Raw genomic sequence first — 20,371 nt, 5'->3', positions numbered from 1 at the left:
CAAGGTTGGTCATAGTATGAACCGTTACCCCTTGTGGAAATACCTGCTGATTGCCTTTACCTTGATTTTGGGCTTGCTCTATACCATTCCCAATTTCTTTGGCGAAATTCCGGCAGTGCAAATCTCCACCAACCGTCAAGCCATCAGCATAGACGAAAATACTGAAAATACCGTCAAGCAAGCACTGGCAGCCGCACACATCCAAGATCAAGGTATGTTCATCAATGATGGCAGCCTGAAAGTGCGTTTTGCCGACACCGATACTCAATTGAAAGCACGCGATGCAATTGCCAGCCAATTTGGTGAAGGTTATATCGTGGCACTCAATTTGCTCGCCAACACCCCGCAATGGATGGCACAAATCAACGCACGCCCGATGTTTTTAGGCTTGGACTTGCGCGGTGGTGTGCATTTCACCATGCAGGTTGACATGGCTGCAGCAATTCAAAAAACGTTAGACAGCTACGCCAGCGATGTGCGTCGTCAACTGCGTCAAATGCAGATCCGCAGCGGCGACATGGTGCGAAATGGTCAAACGGTCGTGGTGCCTTTTCAGGCAGCCGATGATGTACAAAAAGCCTTACCCAAATTGCAGCAAAATCTACCTCAAGCCACGTTGACTACCGATGGCAACCGATTGGTCATCAGTCTAACTGATCAGGCCATGGCCAAAATTCGTGAAGATGCAGTGAAACAAAACATCAACACCCTGCACAACCGTGTCAACGAACTGGGCGTGGCGGAACCAATTATCCAACAAGCTGGCGCCGATCGCATCGTGGTGCAACTACCAGGGGTGCAAGACACCGCTAAAGCGAAGGACATCATAGGTCGTACCGCCACTTTGCAGGTACGCATGGTGTCGGACGATCCTGCTTTATTGCAACAGGCTGCCCAAGGCACAATACCGGCTGGTTATGAATTGCTGCCATCTGCGGGTAATGGCCCACCTACTTTGGTGAATAAACAAGTCGAACTCACTGGCGACAACATCAGCAATGCCCAACCTGATTTCAATCAAAACGGCCAGCCGGGCGTGAGCGTTACTTTTGATGGTAGCGGTGCCAGTATTTTTGCCGATCTCACCCGCAATAATGTAGGCAAACGCATGGCCATGGTACTGATTGATCAAGGCAAAGCGGAAGTGGTAACAGCACCCGTCATCAATGAGCCCATTCCCAACGGCCGCACCATTATTTCAGGCAGCATGAGCAGCGCTGAAGCCAATGATACAGCCTTGCTGTTGCGCGCGGGCTCTTTGGCGGCACCCATGAAAATCATCGAAGAGCGCACCATTGGCCCATCACTGGGTAAAGAAAACATCAGCAAAGGCTTCCACTCTACCTTATGGGGCTTTGTGGTGGTGGCATTGTTCATGATGCTCTACTACCGCATGTTTGGTGTCTTCTCGGTGCTGGCTTTATCGTGTAACCTGTTGTTCTTGATTGCTATTTTATCTGCACTACAAGCCACACTCACACTACCGGGCATCGCCGCTATTGCCCTTACACTGGGGATGGCGATTGATTCGAATGTCTTGATTAACGAACGCATTCGCGAAGAATTACGCCATGGCAACTCACCGCAAATGGCCATCAATGCGGGCTATGAGCATGCTTGGCACACGATTGTCGATTCCAACATCACATCCCTAATTGCCGGTATTGCCTTGCTGATCTTCGGCTCGGGCCCTGTGCGCGGCTTTGCCGTGGTCCATTGCTTGGGGATTCTGACATCTATGTTTTCATCTGTGGTGGTTTCCCGTGCATTCGTCAATCTGTGGTACGGCCGTCGCCGTAAACTGAAAACCCTGTCCATTGGCCATATCTGGATTCCAGAAAAAGCCACCAAGACAGTAAAGGAATAATGCATCATGGAATTTTTCAGAATCAAACGCGACATCCCGTTTATGAGCTACGGCAAGCTCACCACGGCCATATCGCTGATTACCTTCATTATTGCGGTGTTTTTTCTGGTCACCAAAGGCTTGAACTATTCGGTGGAATTCACCGGTGGTACAGTCATGGAAGTGGAATCGCAACAAAGCATAGACCTCAACCAAGTACGCCAGGAATTAGACGGTTTGCACATGGGTGAGGTCCAAGTACAGGCTTTGGGCACCAACAAGCAAGTAATGATTCGCCTGCCCAATAAAGAAGGCATTAGCTCCGCCGCTTTGTCCAACCAAGTGATGAGTTTACTCAAGCAAAAACACGCCGATATCGCTTGCGCCAAGTGGAATTTATTGGCCCACAAGTGGGAGAAGAGCTGGTAACGCATGGTTTATTGGCTTTGGGTATGGTGGTGATTGGCATTGTGATTTATTTATCAGTGCGCTTTGAATGGCGTTTTGCGGTATCCGCCATCATTGCCAATATGCACGACGTCGTGATTATTCTCGGCTGTTTTGCCTTGTTTCAGTGGGAATTTTCACTGACGGTTTTGGCCGGCGTCTTAGCGGTATTGGGCTACTCAGTGAATGAGTCTGTGGTGGTGTTCGACCGCATTCGTGAAAACTTTCGCAAACCACACATGCGCGGCCACAGTGTCCCCGAAATTATCGATAACGCCATCACCGCCACCATGAGCCGAACCATTATTACCCACGGTTCTACCGAAGCCATGGTTATTTCCATGCTGGTGTTTGGTGGCGCGGCGCTACACGGCTTTGCCATGGCACTGACCATCGGCATCGTCTTTGGTATTTACTCTTCAGTACTGGTGGCCAGCCCATTGCTGCTGATGTTTGGTGTCAATCGCCAAAACCTACATAAACCCACCAAACGTAAAGAAGAAGCCGTGGTGTAGTCTTGACTCAACCAAACAAAAGCCGCTGTTCAACACAGCGGCTTTTATATTGTTTAGGCTTTTATTATGCCCAAGACAACCACCATACTTTCATTCTTCTCGCTCATTGAGCTCATCTGGGGCGGGTTGGAGACGCTGGTATTGGCGTTTCAATGCGGCTCGCAAACCACTCAACCGTTGGTGCTGGGTTTGGGCTGCCTGAAACAACTGTGCAGGCGCGCCGCAAAACACGAAACGCTGCTTGGCTCGTGTCAATGCGGTGTACAACAAAGCGCGGTCAAACAAAACATGAGAATCATCTGCAACCAACGCCTCTTCTGGCGCCAGCAGCCACACAGTCTCATACTCGGAGCCTTGGCTTTTGTGCACAGTAATAGCGAAAGCATCACTGTGTTCAGGCAGTCGGCTTAAACTGAGCGGGCGCCAAGCGCTTTGGCCATGAGGGAAATACGCCATCAATTGGCCATTTTCCGCCGCCATCACCACACCCATATCACCATTATAGAGACCCACGCTGTAATCATTTTGCGTGACCATGATCGGCAACCCAGCAAACCAGCGCGCTTGAGCGTCATGACCATGCCTCATTAAAAATTGCCGATAGGCAAGATTAAATGCGGCTGCATCACGACGCCATACCGACAGCAGCATGATCTTTTCCAGCAATGTAAAAGTCAACGCCACATTGTGTTCGGCCACTGCTTGCCAATAGGCTGCCTGAAATGCATACAATGGCGCACATAAGCTCGGGATAGCACGTGGATGCCAAACCAAATCATCAGGGTTTTGCGCAAATGCAGCAGCCATTGCTTCAACATCGCCCCGCATCACTGCACTCGCTAACACACCAATACCTCCTTCATCGGAAAATCGGTGGCTATACGTGAGTGTCATCACATGGCTGGACAAAGGCGCAGGCGTAGCTTGGACTGGCCATGTGGCTTCGGGCAACAAAGCAGTCAATTTTGTCGCCAACACCTCATCCATTGCCGTGGGTTGAGCCAATGCACTCAACACATCACCAGCACCCACCGCCGGCAACTGGTTAGCATCACCCAACAAAATGACACGCGTCCCCGTGCGCAGCGCATTGAGTAAAGCGCTCAGCAACGACAAATCCAGCATAGACGCTTCATCGATGACCAAAATATCAATGGGCAAGGTTTGATTTGGGCCAAACGGACTGCGCAATAACGGTGGGCGCAGTTGCAACAAGCGATGCACCGTTTGTCCTTCTAATGTACGCAAATAGGTTGATACTGTAGTCGATATTGAAAAACCAGCCAACGCTGCATGCAAGGATTGAGCCATGTGCGCTGCGGCTTTGCCCGTGGGTGCAGCCAGCGCAATGCGTGGCCATCCATTTCTGTGCCAAGCACTTTGGCAAATCAGCGCCAGTAGTTTGGCTACCGTGGTGGTTTTACCCGTACCGGGGCCACCATTGATGAGCATGAAAGGTTGCCACAAAGCCAGCGCGGCAGCCTGCTGCTGGGTCTCGGCCCCAATACCACCGAACCAAGCGGCCAAACAGGCTCGCGCCGTAGGTATGTCAACTGCATCCACTGTAGCGCGGGCCAAGCGCACCAGATGCCTCGCAATGTCTTGCTCCAACTGCCATACCCGGCCCAAATACAAACGGCCATCTTGCACCACGAAAGGCACAATATCACCGCCTTTACCCACCAACGTAGGGGCTTGCTGCAACAATAATTTATCCTGTGTCGACTTCAAACGTACGCAGCTGTGGCCGGCGGCCAAGGCCAAAAATAACGCCTCTACCCAAGGCGCAAGCACAGACCATTCATCCGGCGCTCGCGCCCCTAACACCCGCTCTACCAGCACTTGTGCTGCTGCTGATGTGCTATCGGCTGCACGATCAGGAGACATACCCATCTGTGCGTCATCCAACATATACGCCCTTAAGCCCAGAAAACCAAATCATTTAGGCAGCCTGAAAAGTTTTCAGCCCGCCTTCATCAACCGTCAGCACCGATTCAAAACGCTCGGCCAAATCTTCGTCGTGAGTCACCACCACCAAGCTGGTATTCAATTCTGTTTTCAAATCGAGCATCAAATCCAATACATTGGCCGCATTTTTTCGATCCAAATTACCCGTGGGCTCATCTGCCAAGACGCAAGACGGATTGTTCACCAGTGCCCGGGCAATGGCGGCACGCTGGCGCTCGCCGCCAGACAGTTCACTGGGCCGGTGCTGCATACGCTGCTTCAGCCCCACTTTATCCAACATGACCGCAGCGGCAGCTTCCGCCTCGGCCTTTGGTCGCTTGCCGATTAACAAAGGCATCATTACATTTTCCAGCGCTGTAAATTCGGGCAGTAAGTGATGAAACTGATACACAAAACCCAAATATTGGTTACGCAAATGGCCCACTTGTGCCTGGCTCAACCCAGCTAAATCTTGGCCCATTAATTTAAGGCTGCCTGAAGTGGGTTTATCCAAACCACCGAGTAAATGCAACAAAGTAGATTTACCGCTGCCCGATGCCCCCACAATGCTCACACTCTGACCACGACACACCCGCAAGTTCAAATGGGCCAATACATCCACACGTAAATGCCCATCATCATAACTTTTACACACATCCACGCAATCAATGACCACGTCTTGATTCACCCTATCATTCATAACGCAAAGCCTCTGCTGGTTGAGTTTTGGCTGCACGCCAGCTTGGGTAGAGCGTTGCCAAAAATGCCAATGATAACGAAATCACAGCAATGGTCAAAACATCCGATGTTTCCACATTGGAAGGTAGATAATTGATGAAATATACTTGAGAATTAATCAGATGATGGCCCGTGAGCTTTTCAAAAAAAGCCACAATATGACCCACGTTAATGCCCAGCACCACGCCGCACACCACGCCAATCAACGTTCCCAAGAAACCAGCAACCGCACCTTGTATCATGAATATCCGCATCACCCCACCCGGTGACAAACCCAATGTCCGCAAAATGGCAATATCGGCTTGCTTTTCTGTCACCGCCATCACTAAGGATGACACCAAATTGAATGCCGCTACGGCAATGATCAGCAACAAAATAATAAACATCATGCGCTTTTCCAGTTGCACCGCTTCAAAGTAGCTGCGATTCTGGAATGTCCAATCACGTATCCACACCTGGCTTTGCAAAGAAGGTGGCACAATGCCTTGAATCAGCGACGGTGCATTTTGCGGGTCGGCCAGCTTCAAACGTAAACCACTGACCGCATCGCCCATTCGATACAAAACCTGCGCATCTTTGATGTTGGTGAGCGCCAGCGTGTTGTCTACTTCATAAATATTGGTTTTCACCAAGCCCACCACTGTAAACTGCTTAAGTCTGGGAACCATACCTGCGGGAGTCACATTACCATCGGGCGTGATCACAGTAATTTTATCGCCCATAGCAGCACCCAGCGCATCGGCCAAATCCTTGCCTAAAATAATATCGAACTCACCCGCCCTCAAGTCGGCAAAATGGCCTTTGGGCATATTCTTACCATAATCCACCACCTTTCCCTCCAAGGCAGGGTCAATGCCGCGGATTTGAACACCCCGTACTTCACCCGCATTGGCCAGCAAAGCTTGGTCTGCCACATAAGGTGCAGAAGCCAGAACACTGGTTTTACCCGCCACCAATTTTTGTAAATCCTGCCAATTCTGATCAATGCTATTAGGGAAAAAACCCAACTCGGCATGTGGTGCTACACTCAAAAGCTGACTGCGTATTTCCTTTTGAAAGCCATTCATTACCGACAACACGACAATCAAGGCCGTCACCCCCAAAGCAATGCCAGCAATAGAAATCAATGTAATAAAAGACATAAAACCATTGCGTTTTTTGGCGCGCAAATAGCGCAAACCAATCCAGGTTTCTAGAGAAGCCATGAAATTTCACTAACTGAATTGAGACAAAGCCTAGATTCTAACCGAGCCCATGTTGCCTGTAACCCAATTCAGGCAATTTTTGCCGTTAAACCCGGTTAAATGATAGGTAAGTGCGCATAGTGTGGCGAGCCAGTATGCCGAGCAATAGCATGGCGTTGATTGATACTTATGCATCCATGCTTTACTACGCTAGGACAAATAAAGGCATACAAATAGCAAAACTGCCCTTTAAATCACTCTAGTATTGCTATTTAGTTCCGCACATAATCACTTTTCAGGCAACCCGCGTTAATGAAAGCGAATCTAGTTTAGCCTATGAAGATGTAATGCAAAATACAGAGTAGTTGGCAATCAGGAGTGAGTCATCAGCAGTTGAACGTCACATTAGGAATGGTTAAATCGACTTATTTGTTAATATTTATTAATATTTGTTATTTTTATTAATGTAAAGGCAAGTTAAACCAACGTTTTCCTTCTCCCCAAAATTAACTATCTAATTATTTTATTTATATTTTTTTATTAAATAATATTGAAATTCACGTATATCAAACATAGATTCATCACTTTATGATGCACATCAAAGAATATACGTATAAGGTCGGATGCCTTAAAATGCGGCTTTCATTTGTTTAATGTTTGTAGCGTTCCTGTATTGAGGTCATTACATGAGAATTAGTAAGCATGCCAAATGGGGTGGACTGCTTGCCTGCATGACCAGCTCGCTGTTGTTAAGCGGCTGTGATGCGGCACTACTCAATCCCAAAGGCCAAATCGGTATGGAACAACGCACGCTCATCTTTACAGCCTTAGGCTTGATGTTGCTTGTGGTGATTCCGGCCATTGTGATGGCGTTTGTGTTCGCTTGGAAATATCGGGCGGGCAATCAAAATGCCAAATACTCACCCAATTGGTCACATTCCAACAAAATTGAAGCCGTGGTTTGGGGTATTCCCGTGGTCATTATTATTATTTTGGCCGTGCTGACTTGGAAAACCACTCATGCATTGGATCCTTATCGTCCTTTGGATCATGATAAAAAACCAATCACCATCGAAGTGGTTTCTTTGGATTGGAAGTGGTTGTTTATTTACCCAGAACAAGGCATTGCGACGGTAAATGAAGTGGCTTTTCCGCAAAACACACCGGTAGAATTCAAAGTCACTTCGAATTCAGTCATGAATTCATTCTTTATCCCACAATTGGGCAGCCAAATTTATGCAATGGCAGGCATGCAGACAAAAGTCCATTTGATTGCCAGCGAACCCGGTTCGTTTAAAGGTATTTCATCCAGCTACAGCGGTGCTGGTTTTTCTGGTATGAAATTCACCGCCATTGCCACGCCGGATGATGCCAGCTTCGAACAATGGGTAGCCAAAGTGAAACAGTCGCCCAACAGCTTAGGCAACATGGCGGCTTTCAATAAATTGGCGGCGCCCAGCGAATTTAATAAGCCAGAATACTTCGCTCAAGTTGATCCCAATTTGTTCAACAATGTGATTCAGAAATTCATGAACCACAACATGCCTGCTGCCGTGCAAGCCCAAAGCGACACACATCAGCCTGCTGCTCATGCAGCCAGCGGCGCTCAGTAAGCATGTAAGGATAGAGACAATGTCAATATTAGGTAAATTATCTTTAGATGCCATTCCGTACCACGAACCCATCATTATGGTGACCATTAGTGCCATTATTCTGGGCGGTTTGGCAGTTTTGGCCGGCTTGACCTACTTCAAGCTATGGGGGCCGCTGTGGCGCAATTGGGTGACCACTGTTGACCACAAACGCATCGGCATCATGTATATTTTCTTGGCCATCATTATGCTGGTTCGCGGCTTTGCCGATGCGGTCATGATGCGTAGCCAACAAGTTTTGGCTTCAGCAGGTCAAGAAGGCTTTTTGCCGCCCCATCACTATGACCAAGTATTCACTGCCCATGGTGTAATCATGATTTTCTTTGTGGCCATGCCTTTTGTAATTGGCTTGATGAATTTTGTGATCCCTTTGCAACTGGGTGCCCGAGATGTGGCTTATCCGTTTTTAAACAATCTTGGCTTCTGGTTCACTGCCGTGAGTGTGGTATTGATCAACCTATCCTTAGGGGTTGGCGAATTTGCACAAACGGGCTGGCTGGCTTATCCACCTTTGTCTGGCTTGGAATTCAGTCCAGGTGTGGGCGTGGATTACTGGATTTGGACATTACAGATATCAGGTATCGGAACAACGCTTAGCGCCATCAATTTCATCGCTACCATCTTGAAAATGCGCGCTCCGGGCATGAGCCTAATGAAAATGCCGATTTTCTGCTGGGCATCTTTCTGCAGCAACATACTGATTTTGACTTCTTTCCCAATTTTAACGGTAACCGTTGCTTTATTAACTTTAGACCGATATCTCGGCACCCACTTCTTCACCAATGAACTGGGTGGCAACATGATGATGTACATCAATTTAATTTGGGCGTGGGGTCATCCTGAAGTCTATATCCTAGTTCTGCCTGTTTTTGGCGTGTTCTCAGAAGTTACGGCCACTTTTTCGCGTAAGAAAATGTTTGGCTATACCTCCATGGTTTGGGCTACTGTGTGCATCACCATTTTGTCTTTTATTGTATGGCTGCATCACTTTTTCACCATGGGTTCTGGTGCCAACGTCAACGCGTTCTTTGGTATCGCCACCATGATTATTTCCATCCCTACCGGGGTGAAAATCTTCAATTGGTTGTTTACGATGTATGAAGGCCGTATTACGTTCCGTGTACCCATGCTGTGGACGATAGGCTTTATCGTTACCTTTGCAATTGGCGGTATGACAGGCGTATTGCTCGCCGTACCAGGTGCAGACTTTGTTTTGCATGGTAGTGTGTTTTTGATTGCTCACTTCCATAACACCATTATCGGCGGTGTGGTATTTGGTCTATTTGCAGGCATGAACTACTGGTTCCCGAAAGCATTCGGCTTTACTTTGTGTGAAAAATGGGGCAAACGCGCTTTCTGGTGCTGGCAAATTGGCTTTTTTGCCGCGTTCCTACCGCTGTATGCACTCGGCTTCATGGGTATGACGCGCCGCATCAGCCAACACATAGATCCGCAATTTCACCCACTGTTGACAGTGGCTGCGCTAGGTGCCGCCATCATTGCTTGTGGTATTGCCTGTCAATTTATTCAATTGTACGTATCCATTCGTGACCGCAATCAAAACCGTGATATCACAGGTGATCCGTGGGGTGGTCGTACATTGGAATGGGCGACCTCCTCTCCCCCTCCGTTTTATAACTTTGCGGTTGAACCCCAGGTTGAGGATCGCGACGCATTTTGGGATGAAAAGGAAAAAGGCATTGCGTATAAAAAACCGGCGCACTATGAAGAAATTCACATGCCCAAGAATACCGCAGCAGGCATCATTATTGCTGGATTCAGCTTGGTATTTGGTTTTGCCATGATTTGGCATATTTGGTGGTTGGCCATTGTCGGTTTTTTAGGCATGCTGGTGACTTGGATTGCCAAGAGCTTTGACCAAGATGTGGATTTCTACGTACCGGTTGCCGAAATCGAAACCATCGAAAATCAGCGTTTTGATGAATTAACCAAAGCAGGATTGAAAAATGTCAACTGATACTGTGATTCATACTGGTGTCCCCGTCCATCACGGACACCATGACAACGGGCCTTTGAAAGTTTTTGGCTTTTGGATTTACCTGATGAGTGACTTGATTTTGTTCTCTTGTCTATTTGCGACCTATGTAGTGCTCTTACCCGGCACTGCTGGTGGCCCGTCAGGTAAAGACATTTTCGAATTGCCTTTTGTGCTCACTGAAACTTTTTTGTTGCTGTTCAGTTCCATCACCTATGGTTTTGCCATTTTAGCCATGAACAAAAGCAAACAAACTCAAGTTTTATTGTGGCTGTCCATTACCTTTTTATTCGGTGCAGGCTTTATTGCGATGGAAATCTATGAATTCCATCACCTTATTGCCCATGGCATGGGCCCAGATCGAAGTGGTTTCTTGTCTGGATTCTTCGCCTTAGTCGGCACCCACGGGTTGCACGTCACCTCAGGCTTGATATGGATGGCTATTATGATGATTCAGGTAGCCGGACGTGGCCTAACTCATGTTAACCGCACTCGCTTGATGTGTCTCAGTCTATTTTGGCACTTTTTGGACATCGTGTGGATTTGCGTATTTTCTGTTGTCTATTTGATGGGAGTCCTGTTATGAATCAAACCAACCATCATGACCATGTTGAACAACACGGCAGTGTCAAAACCTATGTATTGGGTTTTGTCCTGTCGGTGATACTGACGTTGATTCCTTTCCTAATGGTCATGAATGACATGGCTTCCAAAACCACCTTAATGGTCGTTATTGTGGCGAGTGCGGTAGTTCAATTGGTGGTACAACTGGTATGCTTCTTACACATGGGCACCGCACCAGATGAGCGCTGGAATCTGATTTCATTTATTTTTACCGTCATTGTGATTGTGTTGCTGGTTGGACTCTCCATTTGGATTATGTGGAGCCTGAACGCCAACATGGTGGCAGGTTAACAGGAATCACCATGATTAAGTCTTACCTGCAAGTGACCAAACCAGGCATCATCATGGGCAACCTGATTTCGGTTGTCGGTGGTTTTCTACTCGCCTCTAAAGGCAGTATAGATTATGCCTTGTTTGTATTCACGCTGCTGGGTGTGTCATTGGTAGTGGCTTCAGGGTGTGCATTTAACAACCTGATCGACCGTGATATTGACCCCAAAATGGAACGCACCAAAAATCGTGTATTGGTAAAAGGTTTGGTTTCACCAAATATTACTGCCGTTTTGGCCACAGTATTAGGGGTATTGGGTTTTGTGGTGTTGTATTTTGGTGCCAATCCTCTGGCTATGTGGTTGTCTATCATGGGCTTTGTCGTGTATGTGGGCATCTATAGTCTATACATGAAACGCCACTCTGTTTATGGGACCTTAATCGGCAGCCTTTCTGGAGCAGCACCACCAGTGATCGGGTATTGCGCCGTGAGTCATGAATTTGATGCGGGTGCATTGATTCTATTGGCCATTTTTAGTCTGTGGCAAATGCCACATTCTTATGCCATTGCTATTTTCCGCTTCAAAGATTATCAGGCAGCCAATATCCCCGTGCTACCTGTGGTAAAAGGTATTGCCGTAGCCAAACACCACATTACCATGTACATCATTGCTTTTATGTTTGCGACCCTGATGCTGTCTATCGGTGGGTACGCCGGTTATAAATATTTGGTTGTGGCTGCTGCTGTGAGTGTGTGGTGGTTGTGCATGGCTTTATCAGGGTACAAATCAGAAAACAATGACCGCATCTGGGCACGTAAATTGTTTGTCTTTTCAATAGTGGCTATTTTTGCTCTAAGCGTCATGATGTCAATTGATTTTATGGCGCCTTCAGCACAAACCTTGGTCAGCTCAGTAATTGACCTGAATAAAACACGCAACCTATTCTGCCAATCAACCTGCCTGATTTTACAATGGGCAGGTTTTTTATAAACTAATTTATGCAGCCAATATGCAAAAACGATTCAACCAAGATGGACACATGACAGCGACAGAACTTCGTGCAACGTGGGGTTTGGGAGCTGTTTTTTCCTTGCGTATGCTGGGCATGTTTATGGTGTTGCCGGTATTAACCACTTATGGCATGGCTTTGCATGGGGCCAGTGAAATATTGATTGGCGTAGCCATTGGTATTTACGGTTTGATGCAAGCTGTTTTTCAAATCCCGTTTGGTTTGTGGTCTGATAAATTTGGCCGCAAACCCTTAATTGTTTTCGGCCTCCTGATTTTCGTGGCTGGCAGTGTTTTGGCGGCAATGTCTGGCTCTATTTGGGGCGTCATTCTGGGACGGGCACTACAAGGAGCGGGTGCTATTGCTGCTGCAGTAATGGCATTGTTATCCGATCTGACTCGAGAACAAAACCGCACTAAAGCCATGGCCTTCATCGGCATTTCTTTTGGCATTACGTTTGCCATCGCGATGGTGCTAGGCCCCATACTCACCCACATCGTGGGGCTGCAAGGTTTATTTTGGTTTATCGCCGCATTGGCCAGTATAGGTATTTTATTGACCATTTTCATGATTCCAGGCGCCCCCCAGCATACCCTAAATCGTGAGTCCGCTATCGTGCGTGGTGGGTTTAAAACCGTTTTGGCCAATGGCCAACTGGTTAAACTCAATATCAGTATTTTTTGTATGCATTTACTGTTGATGGCCACCTTTATTGCACTGCCGTCTCAATTGGAACAAGCGGGACTACCTGCCGCCGATCATTGGCAAATTTATTTAGGTACCATGCTGATAGCCTTTGTTTGCGTTTTGCCTGGCATCATTTTGGCTGAAGTGAAACGACGGATGCGCACCGTATTCATCATTTGCGTGGCTATTTTAATGGTCGCAGAATGGACACTGTGGCAATCTGGCCATCATTTCTGGATTGTCGTATTTGGAACCCAACTCTTTTTTATCGCCTTTAACTTATTGGAAGCCTTACTACCTTCTCTTGTGAGTAAAGAGGCACCTGCTGGTTACAAAGGCACTGCTATGGGTATGTATTCCACCAGCCAATTCTTGGGCGTAGCCACAGGTGGCAGTATGGGTGGCTGGTTAGCGGGTCATTTTGGAATGGCCCACGTCTTTTGGGTGGGGTTATTGGTAAGTGCGGCTTGGCTTTTGTTCAGCTTTACCTTAAATGAACCACCTTATTTAGCCAGTTTACGCTTAGTGCTACACGAACCCACTAAAGATGCAGATGCCTTACGCACCTTTTTACAACAATGTCCAGGCGTGGAAGATGTCGTCATCGAACCACAAGAACAGAGCGCTTATGTCAAAATAGACCGCAAAATCACCAATCGTGAAGCGCTGGAACTGGCATTGGCACAATTCTCAAATACCCATCCTCATTAAGCCCAATAGGGTCACATGCCATGGCATTAGGTGTCCTAAACTAGGTAGATGAAAATAGCTGGACACGGCCCTAATTCACAAAACCTCTATTAATCAAACGCCAACTTGACCCGGTCAAGTTGATACGCATTTTTCTCATTTTGACAAGTCTTTCGTCCAGAGCAAAAATCCATTATATTGTGTTACTAAGAGCCGTATACCCCTATATTTTGTGGTTATACCGTTATTTTACCAACTCTATCTCGGAGCGAAGAATTCCATGAATGCTGCCACTGCCAATATCAAAGTTACTAAACGCGACGGCCGTATGGAAAATATCGATCTCGATAAAATTCACCGAGTTGTGGCTTGGGCAGCAGAAGGTTTAGACAATGTTTCGGTATCGCAAGTCGAGTTAAAATCGCATATTCAGTTTTACAATGGCATCCGTACCGATGATATTCATGAGACCATCATCAAAGCGGCAGCCGATCTGATTTCCACTGAGACGCCAGACTATCAGTATTTAGCCGCGCGTCTGGCTATTTTCCATTTACGCAAAGTGGCCTTCGGCGAATTTGAACCTCCTCACTTGTTTGATCATGTTGCCTCACTCACGCAACTGGGCAAATATGATGCACATTTAATAGAAGACTACTCTCGCGCTGAATTTGATGAACTTAACGGCTACATCGATCACAGCCGTGACATGACTTTTTCCTATGCAGCAGTAAAGCAACTGGAAGGTAAATATTTAGTCCAGAACAGGGTCACCAAACAAATCTACGAAAGCCCACAGTTCTTGTATATTTTGGTAGCCATGTGCTTGTTTGCACGCTATCCACAATCAACCCGTTTAAACTATATCAAGAAATTTTACGATGCCATCAGCACCTTTAAAATTTCACTACCCACACCGATTATGTCCGGCGTTCGTACGCCTACGCGACAATTTTCGTCTTGCGTATTGATTGAATGTGCCGATAGCTTAGACAGCATCAACGCCACCACCAGTGCCATCGTCAAATATGTATCCCAACGCGCCGGTATTGGCATCAATGCAGGTCGGATACGTGCACTGGGCAGTGAAATTCGGGGGGGTGAAGCGCAGCATACGGGCTGTATTCCATTTTATAAAATGTTTCAGGCAGCCGTGAAATCATGCTCGCAAGGTGGGGTGCGTGGCGGTGCTGCTACCTTGTTTTACCCATTGTGGCATTTGGAAGTAGAAAGCCTATTGGTACTGAAAAACAACCGTGGCGTTGAGGAAAATCGCGTACGCCATTTGGATTATGGTGTTCAAATTAATCGCTTGCTCTACACCCGCCTAATTAAAGGCGGCAACATTACCCTTTTCTCTCCATCTGATGTACCTGGCTTATACGACGCTTTCTTTGCAGATCAAGATGAATTTGAACGTTTGTATCAACTGTACGAAAAAGACGAATCCATACGTAAGCGCAGTCTGCCCGCCGCCGATTTATTTTCTTTGCTGATGCAAGAACGTGCAGGCACCGGGCGCATTTACATTCAAAATGTGGATCATTGCAACACTCATAGTCCTTTTGATCCTAAGCGAGCACCCGTTCGACAATCTAATCTTTGCTTAGAAATTGCCTTGCCCACCAAGCCATTGAATGACATCAACGATCCCAATGGCGAAATTGCTCTATGCACCTTATCGGCATTCAATTTAGGGGCACTGGCCAGTTTAGACGAACTAGAAGGTTTGGCAGACTTAGCTGTGCGTGCACTCGATGCCCTGCTGGATTATCAGGACTATCCCATTGAAGCCGCGCGTGTCGCCACCATGAATCGCCGTACTTTAGGCATTGGGGTAATTAATTTTGCTTATTATTTAGCCAAAAATAATGTCAAATACAGCGATGATTCGGCTTTAGGCCTCACCCACCGCACCTTTGAAGCAATCCAATATTATCTTCTTAAGGCCTCCGTGGCGCTGGCCAAAGAGTATGGCGCATGCCCAAAGTTCAATGAGACGACTTATGCTGAAGGCTATTGCCGATTGATACTTACAAAAAAGACTTGGATAAAATCTGCCAAGAGCCCTTGCATTTGGATTGGGAAAGTCTACGCACCGATATAGTCAAACACGGTTTGCGTAATTCCACCTTAATGGCACTGATGCCCTCAGAAACCTCTAGCCAAATTGCCAATGCCACCAATGGCATTGAACCTCCTCGCGGCCTGGTGTCGGTCAAAGCATCGAAGGACGGCATCTTAAAACAAGTGGTTCCAGAGTTCGAGCGCTTAAAAAACCAATATGAATTGCTGTGGGACATGCCCAATAATGATGGCTATCTGCACTTAGTAGGCATCATGCAAAAATTTGTGGATCAGTCCATATCAGCGAACACCAATTATGACCCCAGCACCTTCTCAGGCGGGAAAGTGCCAATGAAGCAGCTCATTAAAGATTTGCTCACGGCCTACAAATACGGTGTTAAAACCCTGTACTACCAGAACACCCGCGATGGCGCTGATGACACTCAATCTGATTTACAAGATGATGGTTGCGCCAGCGGTGCTTGTAAAATCTAAATCAAAGGCTGCCTGACGGTTTCAGGCAGCCTACTGACCTCATTCAATAACATCATTGTCTGAATGTGGATTTTCGACTTTATCAGGAATTATTATGTCTTGCGAACATTTGACCATGGGTTACAGCACCTTCTGCCAACAGCCCAACAATGCGCTCAAAGAACCCATGTTCCTAGGCCAGCCAGTCAATGTGGCACGCTACGACCAACAGAAATTTGAGATTTTTGAAAAACTCATTGAAAAGCAATTATCGTTTTTCTGGCGTCCAGAAGAAGTGGACGTGTCGCGTGACCGCATCGATTATGCCAATCTGCCCGAACACGAGAAACACATTTTTATCAGCAATTTGAAATACCAAACTTTATTGGACTCCATTCAAGGCCGCAGCCCCAATGTGGCCTTGCTGCCACTGGTATCAATTCCTGAATTGGAGACATGGATTGAAACTTGGTCTTTTTCAGAAACCATCCACTCACGTAGCTATACCCATATCATCCGCAATATCGTCAATGACCCTGCCACAGTTTTTGATGATATCGTTCAAAATCAACATATTATCGCTCGAGCCGAAGAAATCGCCTGTTATTATGATGATTTGATTGAATACACCCAATATTACAATTTATTTGGAGAAGGAGCGCACACCGTTGGCGGTAAAAACATCACCCTCAGCAAACGCGAACTAAAAAAGAAACTGTATTTGTGCTTGATGTGCGTCAACGTATTGGAGGCCATCCGTTTTTATGTGTCTTTTGCCTGTTCATTTGCCTTTGCCGAGCGCGAATTGATGGAAGGCAATGCCAAAATCATCAAACTGATTGCCCGCGATGAAGCCTTGCATTTAACTGGGACGCAGCACATGCTGAATCTGATGCGCACAGGTGTTGATGACCCAGAAATGGCCGAAATTGCACTGGAATTAGAGCAAGATTGCTTCGATTTATTCAAACGCGCAGCCAATCAAGAAAAAGAATGGGCCAAATATTTGTTTAGGGATGGTTCCATGATTGGTTTAAACAAAGAAATTCTTGGCCAATACGTGGAATACATTACCAATTTGCGCATGCAGGCGGTGGGCTTACAGCCAGGCTTTACCAATGCCAAACAAAATCCAATTCCATGGATCAATGCTTGGCTTTCGTCCGATAATGTCCAAGTGGCCCCGCAAGAAGTGGAAATCAGTTCTTATTTAATCGGCCAGATTGATGCCGAATTAAATGAAGATGATTTAAGTGATTTCGAATTATAAAAACAATACCGCTCAATCCGCACAACGCCGCTTGGCATGACTGCCGGCGGCGTTTATATTCACCACCATGAGTTTAATTCAAACCAACGACAAAAGCTTTGTACTACAAGCCGACGAGTCTTTATTAGAGGCATTGGAACGCACTGGTCATGAAATAGAATTTCAATGTCGTAGCGGCTATTGCGGCTCTTGTCGCCTAAAGCTCCTGTCTGGTCAAGTGGATTATGCTGAACCGCCACTGGCTTTTGTTGGTCCCAATGAAGTATTGCCGTGCTGCTGTCGCGTGCTGACCGATATTCACATTGAATGCCATGCACGCGATGACGCACAGACCCGACAAAGCGATTTGTTTGTGCCAGACTTATTCGAACCTGAATAAGGAGCCCTAAGCGTTGCCTTTACAGAATCATCGGCGCGCGTGTATGGTACGCAAAACACATCATAAAGGAATCATTTATGCTATTGGGTGTAAACATTGATCATGTGGCCACCGTGCGCAATGCACGTGGCACGCTTTATCCCAGCCCAGTTGAAGCTGCTTTGTTGGCCGAAACACACGGCGCCGATTTGATTACCATGCATTTGCGTGAGGATCGACGCCACATTAAAGACGCCGATGTCTTCGCAGTCAAACAAAACATTTGCACGCGTCTGAACCTAGAAATGGCATTAACAGAAGAAATGCTGGAAAATGCATTAACAGTAAAGCCTGCAGATGTGTGCATCGTACCGGAAAAGCGGCAAGAGATTACCACTGAAGGTGGTTTGGATGTTTTGGCGCAACAAGCCAAAGTGGCTGAGTACACGCGCTTATTAACGGAGGCAGGGATTCGGGTATCGTTATTCATTGATGCTGATGCAGCTCAAATTCAGGCAGCCCATGACGTGGGCGCACCTGTAATCGAGCTACACACAGGCGCCTATGCAGATGCCACGACTCCACAGGCTCGGGCACAACAATTGATCCGTATTGATGAAGGCGCACATTTGGCCAGCGAGCTTGGGCTGGTTACCAATGCGGGTCACGGCTTGAACATCCACAACGTGGCACCAATAGCCAAAATATTGGCCATAGACGAATTAAACATTGGCCATGCCTTAATTGCCCAAGCTTTATTTATCGGGCTGCCTGAAGCCATACGGCAAATGAAAGACGCCATGTATCGTGCGCGCAGCCTGCCCTACTGAATAACCATAATCAAATAAAAAAGGATTTGGCCATGATTTATGGCATCGGTACCGATTTGGTCACCATCAGCCGCATCGGCAAAATGTGTAAAAATTACGGCGCAAATGCGGTGGCCGAAAAAATTCTGTCACGCATTGAATCATTGGAGTGGCCTTCTGCCAGCAATCCTGTGTTGTTTTTAGCCAAACGATTCGCCGCCAAAGAGGCTTTTGCGAAAGCCGTGCACACGGGTTTGCGCAGCCCCGTGAGCCTGCGCAACATCGGTATCGGCCACGATGAATTGGGTCGCCCTGAATTCATTTGTGAACCAGCATTGCAACAATGGTTGGCTGAAAAAGGCATTGGTAAAGTGCACCTCAGCTTGAGTGATGAAATCGATCAAGTAGTGGCCTTTGTCATTGCGGAAATGAGTATTGAATAATGCCGCAAACACAGCGCACACTGGTAGAAGTGGTCGTGGGCATACTATACCGCCAAGATGGTGCCGTTTTACTCAGTTCCCGGCCCGCTGGTAAGCCCTACGCAGGCTATTGGGAATTTGCTGGCGGCAAAGTAGAATCCGGAGAAACCTTATTTTCGGCTTTACAACGTGAGTTTCAAGAAGAACTGGGTGTCACTATTTTGGGTGCCACGCCGTGGCTAACCAAAATTCACGATTACGAGCATGCTCGGGTTCACCTGCATTTTTTTCGTGTAGGCGCGGGTGACTGGCAAGGCCCATTACAGGCACGTGAAGGGCAAGAGTGGTGCTGGCAACAAGCAAACCACTATACCGTATCACCCATGCTGCCTGCCAATGCAGCATTATTGACTGCATTGTCGATCCCCAGCGATCTTTCAGGCAGCCTGAATACAGGTTTTCAAGCCAGCAGCAGTGAGCATGATTTTCGCGTGCAACCTTGGCGAGCAGCCGAAAAACGGTACCAAGGCTTGCTGGTGGCCAGTGAAGAATTAGGTCTTGCCCAACAACACTACCCTGTGACGCAAATATGGGCTGTGTGCAACAATGTGCAGCAATGGCCATTGCTACAAGATGTAGCGGCTGTGGTGTGGCCCGTTAATAATGAGGCAGATAATCAAGCCCTCCTGGCTTTACTACATGAAGGTGTCAGTATTCCAGTGCTGCCATTGGCAACAAAGGCCATGGTTGAACAACACCGTGTATTTTGGTGCCAAGCTGGAATACATGGCTGCATCGTAGATGACACACTTCAAGTTGCCTGAAAACCCTGGTGCGTTTTAATCACAACAATTGGTTTAAAAAATCATGACCGCCCAAAATCCATCATCAACCATGCGCAAACCCCTGCTCTGGGGCATGGTGGCTTTTGTATTGCTGATCCCAATCAGTATTGGTTTGCTGCTCTGGCAATCCAGCCGCAATGATGCACAAAGCACGTTAGCGGATTGTGACGTACGTCAAGGCTGCACGTTACCCGGTGGCGCTGTCATCCGCTTTACCCCACCTCAGGATGTGACCAAACCATTCAACTTGTATCTCACTCATGTGTCGCCTCAAGTACAGCGCATCACCATTCACTTTGCCATGCGCAACATGGATTTGGGCTTTAATTTATTTGAATTCAAGCCTCAAGGCCAAGGTGTGTGGTTAGCCAAAAATGCGGTGCTGCCACTGTGCGTGGATGAACGCAATGATTTTCTGGGTGATTTGGCCTTAGATGGCCAGCATTACAATATTGTGTTTACTGCGCCTTAAAGGCATTGCACGTTGCGCCCAGTTTCACATCGCCTTTACAATGACAC

16 protein-coding genes and 2 pseudogenes are annotated in these 20,371 nt (G+C 47.2%); 15 read left to right on the top strand and 3 right to left on the bottom strand.

Features of this window, described 5'->3' with window-relative positions; translation table 11 throughout:
- The first annotated feature begins 16 nt into the window (after window positions 1–16).
- Both secD and secF read left to right on the top strand, forming a co-directional pair.
- Complete coding sequence (gene secD / locus A2F46_RS03500) at window positions 17–1,867, top strand: protein translocase subunit SecD (protein ID WP_066566719.1); 1,851 nt, start codon at window positions 17–19, stop codon at window positions 1,865–1,867.
- A gap of 6 nt (window positions 1,868–1,873) precedes the next feature.
- A pseudogene (gene secF, locus A2F46_RS03495) lies at window positions 1,874–2,808 on the top strand (protein translocase subunit SecF).
- Between the two features lie 90 nt (window positions 2,809–2,898).
- Here secF and recD read toward each other — a convergent pair.
- Genes recD through A2F46_RS03480 form a run of 3 tightly spaced genes read right to left on the bottom strand, consistent with a single transcriptional unit; the run spans window position 2,899 to window position 6,698 of the window.
- On the bottom strand, window positions 2,899–4,719 hold the full coding sequence (gene recD, locus A2F46_RS03490) for an exodeoxyribonuclease V subunit alpha (RefSeq protein ID WP_066566716.1): 1,821 nt from the start codon (window positions 4,717–4,719) through the stop codon (window positions 2,899–2,901).
- Between the two features lie 31 nt (window positions 4,720–4,750).
- On the bottom strand, window positions 4,751–5,455 hold the full coding sequence (gene lolD, locus A2F46_RS03485; protein WP_066566713.1) for a lipoprotein-releasing ABC transporter ATP-binding protein LolD: 705 nt from the start codon (window positions 5,453–5,455) through the stop codon (window positions 4,751–4,753).
- Entirely contained in the window at window positions 5,448–6,698 is a 1,251-nt protein-coding gene (locus A2F46_RS03480) for a lipoprotein-releasing ABC transporter permease subunit (RefSeq protein WP_066566709.1), read from the bottom strand. The genes lolD and A2F46_RS03480 overlap by 8 nt, the downstream gene beginning before the upstream one ends.
- Window positions 6,699–7,363: 665 nt before the next feature.
- Between A2F46_RS03480 and cyoA the strand changes: the two genes are divergently transcribed.
- From cyoA to A2F46_RS03415, 13 genes and pseudogenes are all read left to right on the top strand, one after another.
- Window positions 7,364–8,290 (top strand): cytochrome o ubiquinol oxidase subunit II, encoded by a 927-nt coding sequence (gene cyoA, locus A2F46_RS03475; protein WP_066566707.1) that lies wholly within the window; start codon window positions 7,364–7,366, stop codon window positions 8,288–8,290.
- Window positions 8,291–8,309: 19 nt separating this feature from the next.
- Window positions 8,310–10,307 carry a cytochrome o ubiquinol oxidase subunit I gene (cyoB, locus tag A2F46_RS03470; RefSeq protein WP_231867693.1) on the top strand — a complete coding sequence of 666 codons (1,998 nt, stop codon included), beginning with the start codon at window positions 8,310–8,312 and terminating at the stop codon, window positions 10,305–10,307.
- The gene (locus A2F46_RS03465; RefSeq protein WP_066566705.1) at window positions 10,297–10,911 is read left to right on the top strand and encodes a cytochrome o ubiquinol oxidase subunit III; all 615 of its coding nucleotides are present in this window, start codon (window positions 10,297–10,299) and stop codon (window positions 10,909–10,911) included. Before cyoB ends, A2F46_RS03465 begins: the two co-directional genes overlap by 11 nt.
- A complete protein-coding gene (gene cyoD, locus A2F46_RS03460) occupies window positions 10,908–11,240 on the top strand; it encodes a cytochrome o ubiquinol oxidase subunit IV (RefSeq protein ID WP_066566693.1) in 333 nt (110 codons plus the stop codon). The genes A2F46_RS03465 and cyoD overlap by 4 nt, the downstream gene beginning before the upstream one ends.
- Before the next feature lie 11 nt (window positions 11,241–11,251).
- A complete protein-coding gene (cyoE, locus tag A2F46_RS03455; RefSeq protein WP_082783559.1) occupies window positions 11,252–12,211 on the top strand; it encodes a heme o synthase in 960 nt (319 codons plus the stop codon).
- Between the two features lie 19 nt (window positions 12,212–12,230).
- The gene (locus A2F46_RS03450) at window positions 12,231–13,628 is read left to right on the top strand and encodes an MFS transporter (protein ID WP_082783558.1); all 1,398 of its coding nucleotides are present in this window, start codon (window positions 12,231–12,233) and stop codon (window positions 13,626–13,628) included.
- A gap of 259 nt (window positions 13,629–13,887) precedes the next feature.
- Window positions 13,888–16,169, top strand: a pseudogene (nrdA, locus tag A2F46_RS03445) (class 1a ribonucleoside-diphosphate reductase subunit alpha).
- Between the two features lie 115 nt (window positions 16,170–16,284).
- On the top strand, window positions 16,285–17,418 hold the full coding sequence (gene nrdB / locus A2F46_RS03440) for a class Ia ribonucleoside-diphosphate reductase subunit beta (protein WP_156471549.1): 1,134 nt from the start codon (window positions 16,285–16,287) through the stop codon (window positions 17,416–17,418).
- A 67-nt stretch (window positions 17,419–17,485) separates the two neighbouring features.
- A complete protein-coding gene (gene yfaE, locus A2F46_RS03435; protein ID WP_066566684.1) occupies window positions 17,486–17,797 on the top strand; it encodes a class I ribonucleotide reductase maintenance protein YfaE in 312 nt (103 codons plus the stop codon).
- A gap of 77 nt (window positions 17,798–17,874) precedes the next feature.
- Entirely contained in the window at window positions 17,875–18,606 is a 732-nt protein-coding gene (pdxJ, locus tag A2F46_RS03430) for a pyridoxine 5'-phosphate synthase (RefSeq protein ID WP_066566683.1), read from the top strand.
- Between the two features lie 32 nt (window positions 18,607–18,638).
- Window positions 18,639–19,028 carry a holo-ACP synthase gene (gene acpS / locus A2F46_RS03425; protein ID WP_066566681.1) on the top strand — a complete coding sequence of 130 codons (390 nt, stop codon included), beginning with the start codon at window positions 18,639–18,641 and terminating at the stop codon, window positions 19,026–19,028.
- Window positions 19,028–19,831: an NUDIX domain-containing protein gene (locus tag A2F46_RS03420; RefSeq protein WP_066566674.1), complete on the top strand. Its 804-nt coding sequence runs from the start codon at window positions 19,028–19,030 to the stop codon at window positions 19,829–19,831. Before acpS ends, A2F46_RS03420 begins: the two co-directional genes overlap by 1 nt.
- A 43-nt stretch (window positions 19,832–19,874) precedes the next feature.
- Window positions 19,875–20,324 (top strand): hypothetical protein, encoded by a 450-nt coding sequence (locus A2F46_RS03415; protein WP_066566671.1) that lies wholly within the window; start codon window positions 19,875–19,877, stop codon window positions 20,322–20,324.
- Window positions 20,325–20,371 lie beyond the last annotated feature (47 nt).

It is taken from the genome of Snodgrassella sp. CFCC 13594 (assembly GCF_001590725.1).
Classification (GTDB): domain Bacteria; phylum Pseudomonadota; class Gammaproteobacteria; order Burkholderiales; family Neisseriaceae; genus Snodgrassella.
The sequence above is the reverse complement of the archived record's forward strand: the minus strand, read 5'-3'. Positions and strand labels throughout refer to the sequence as shown.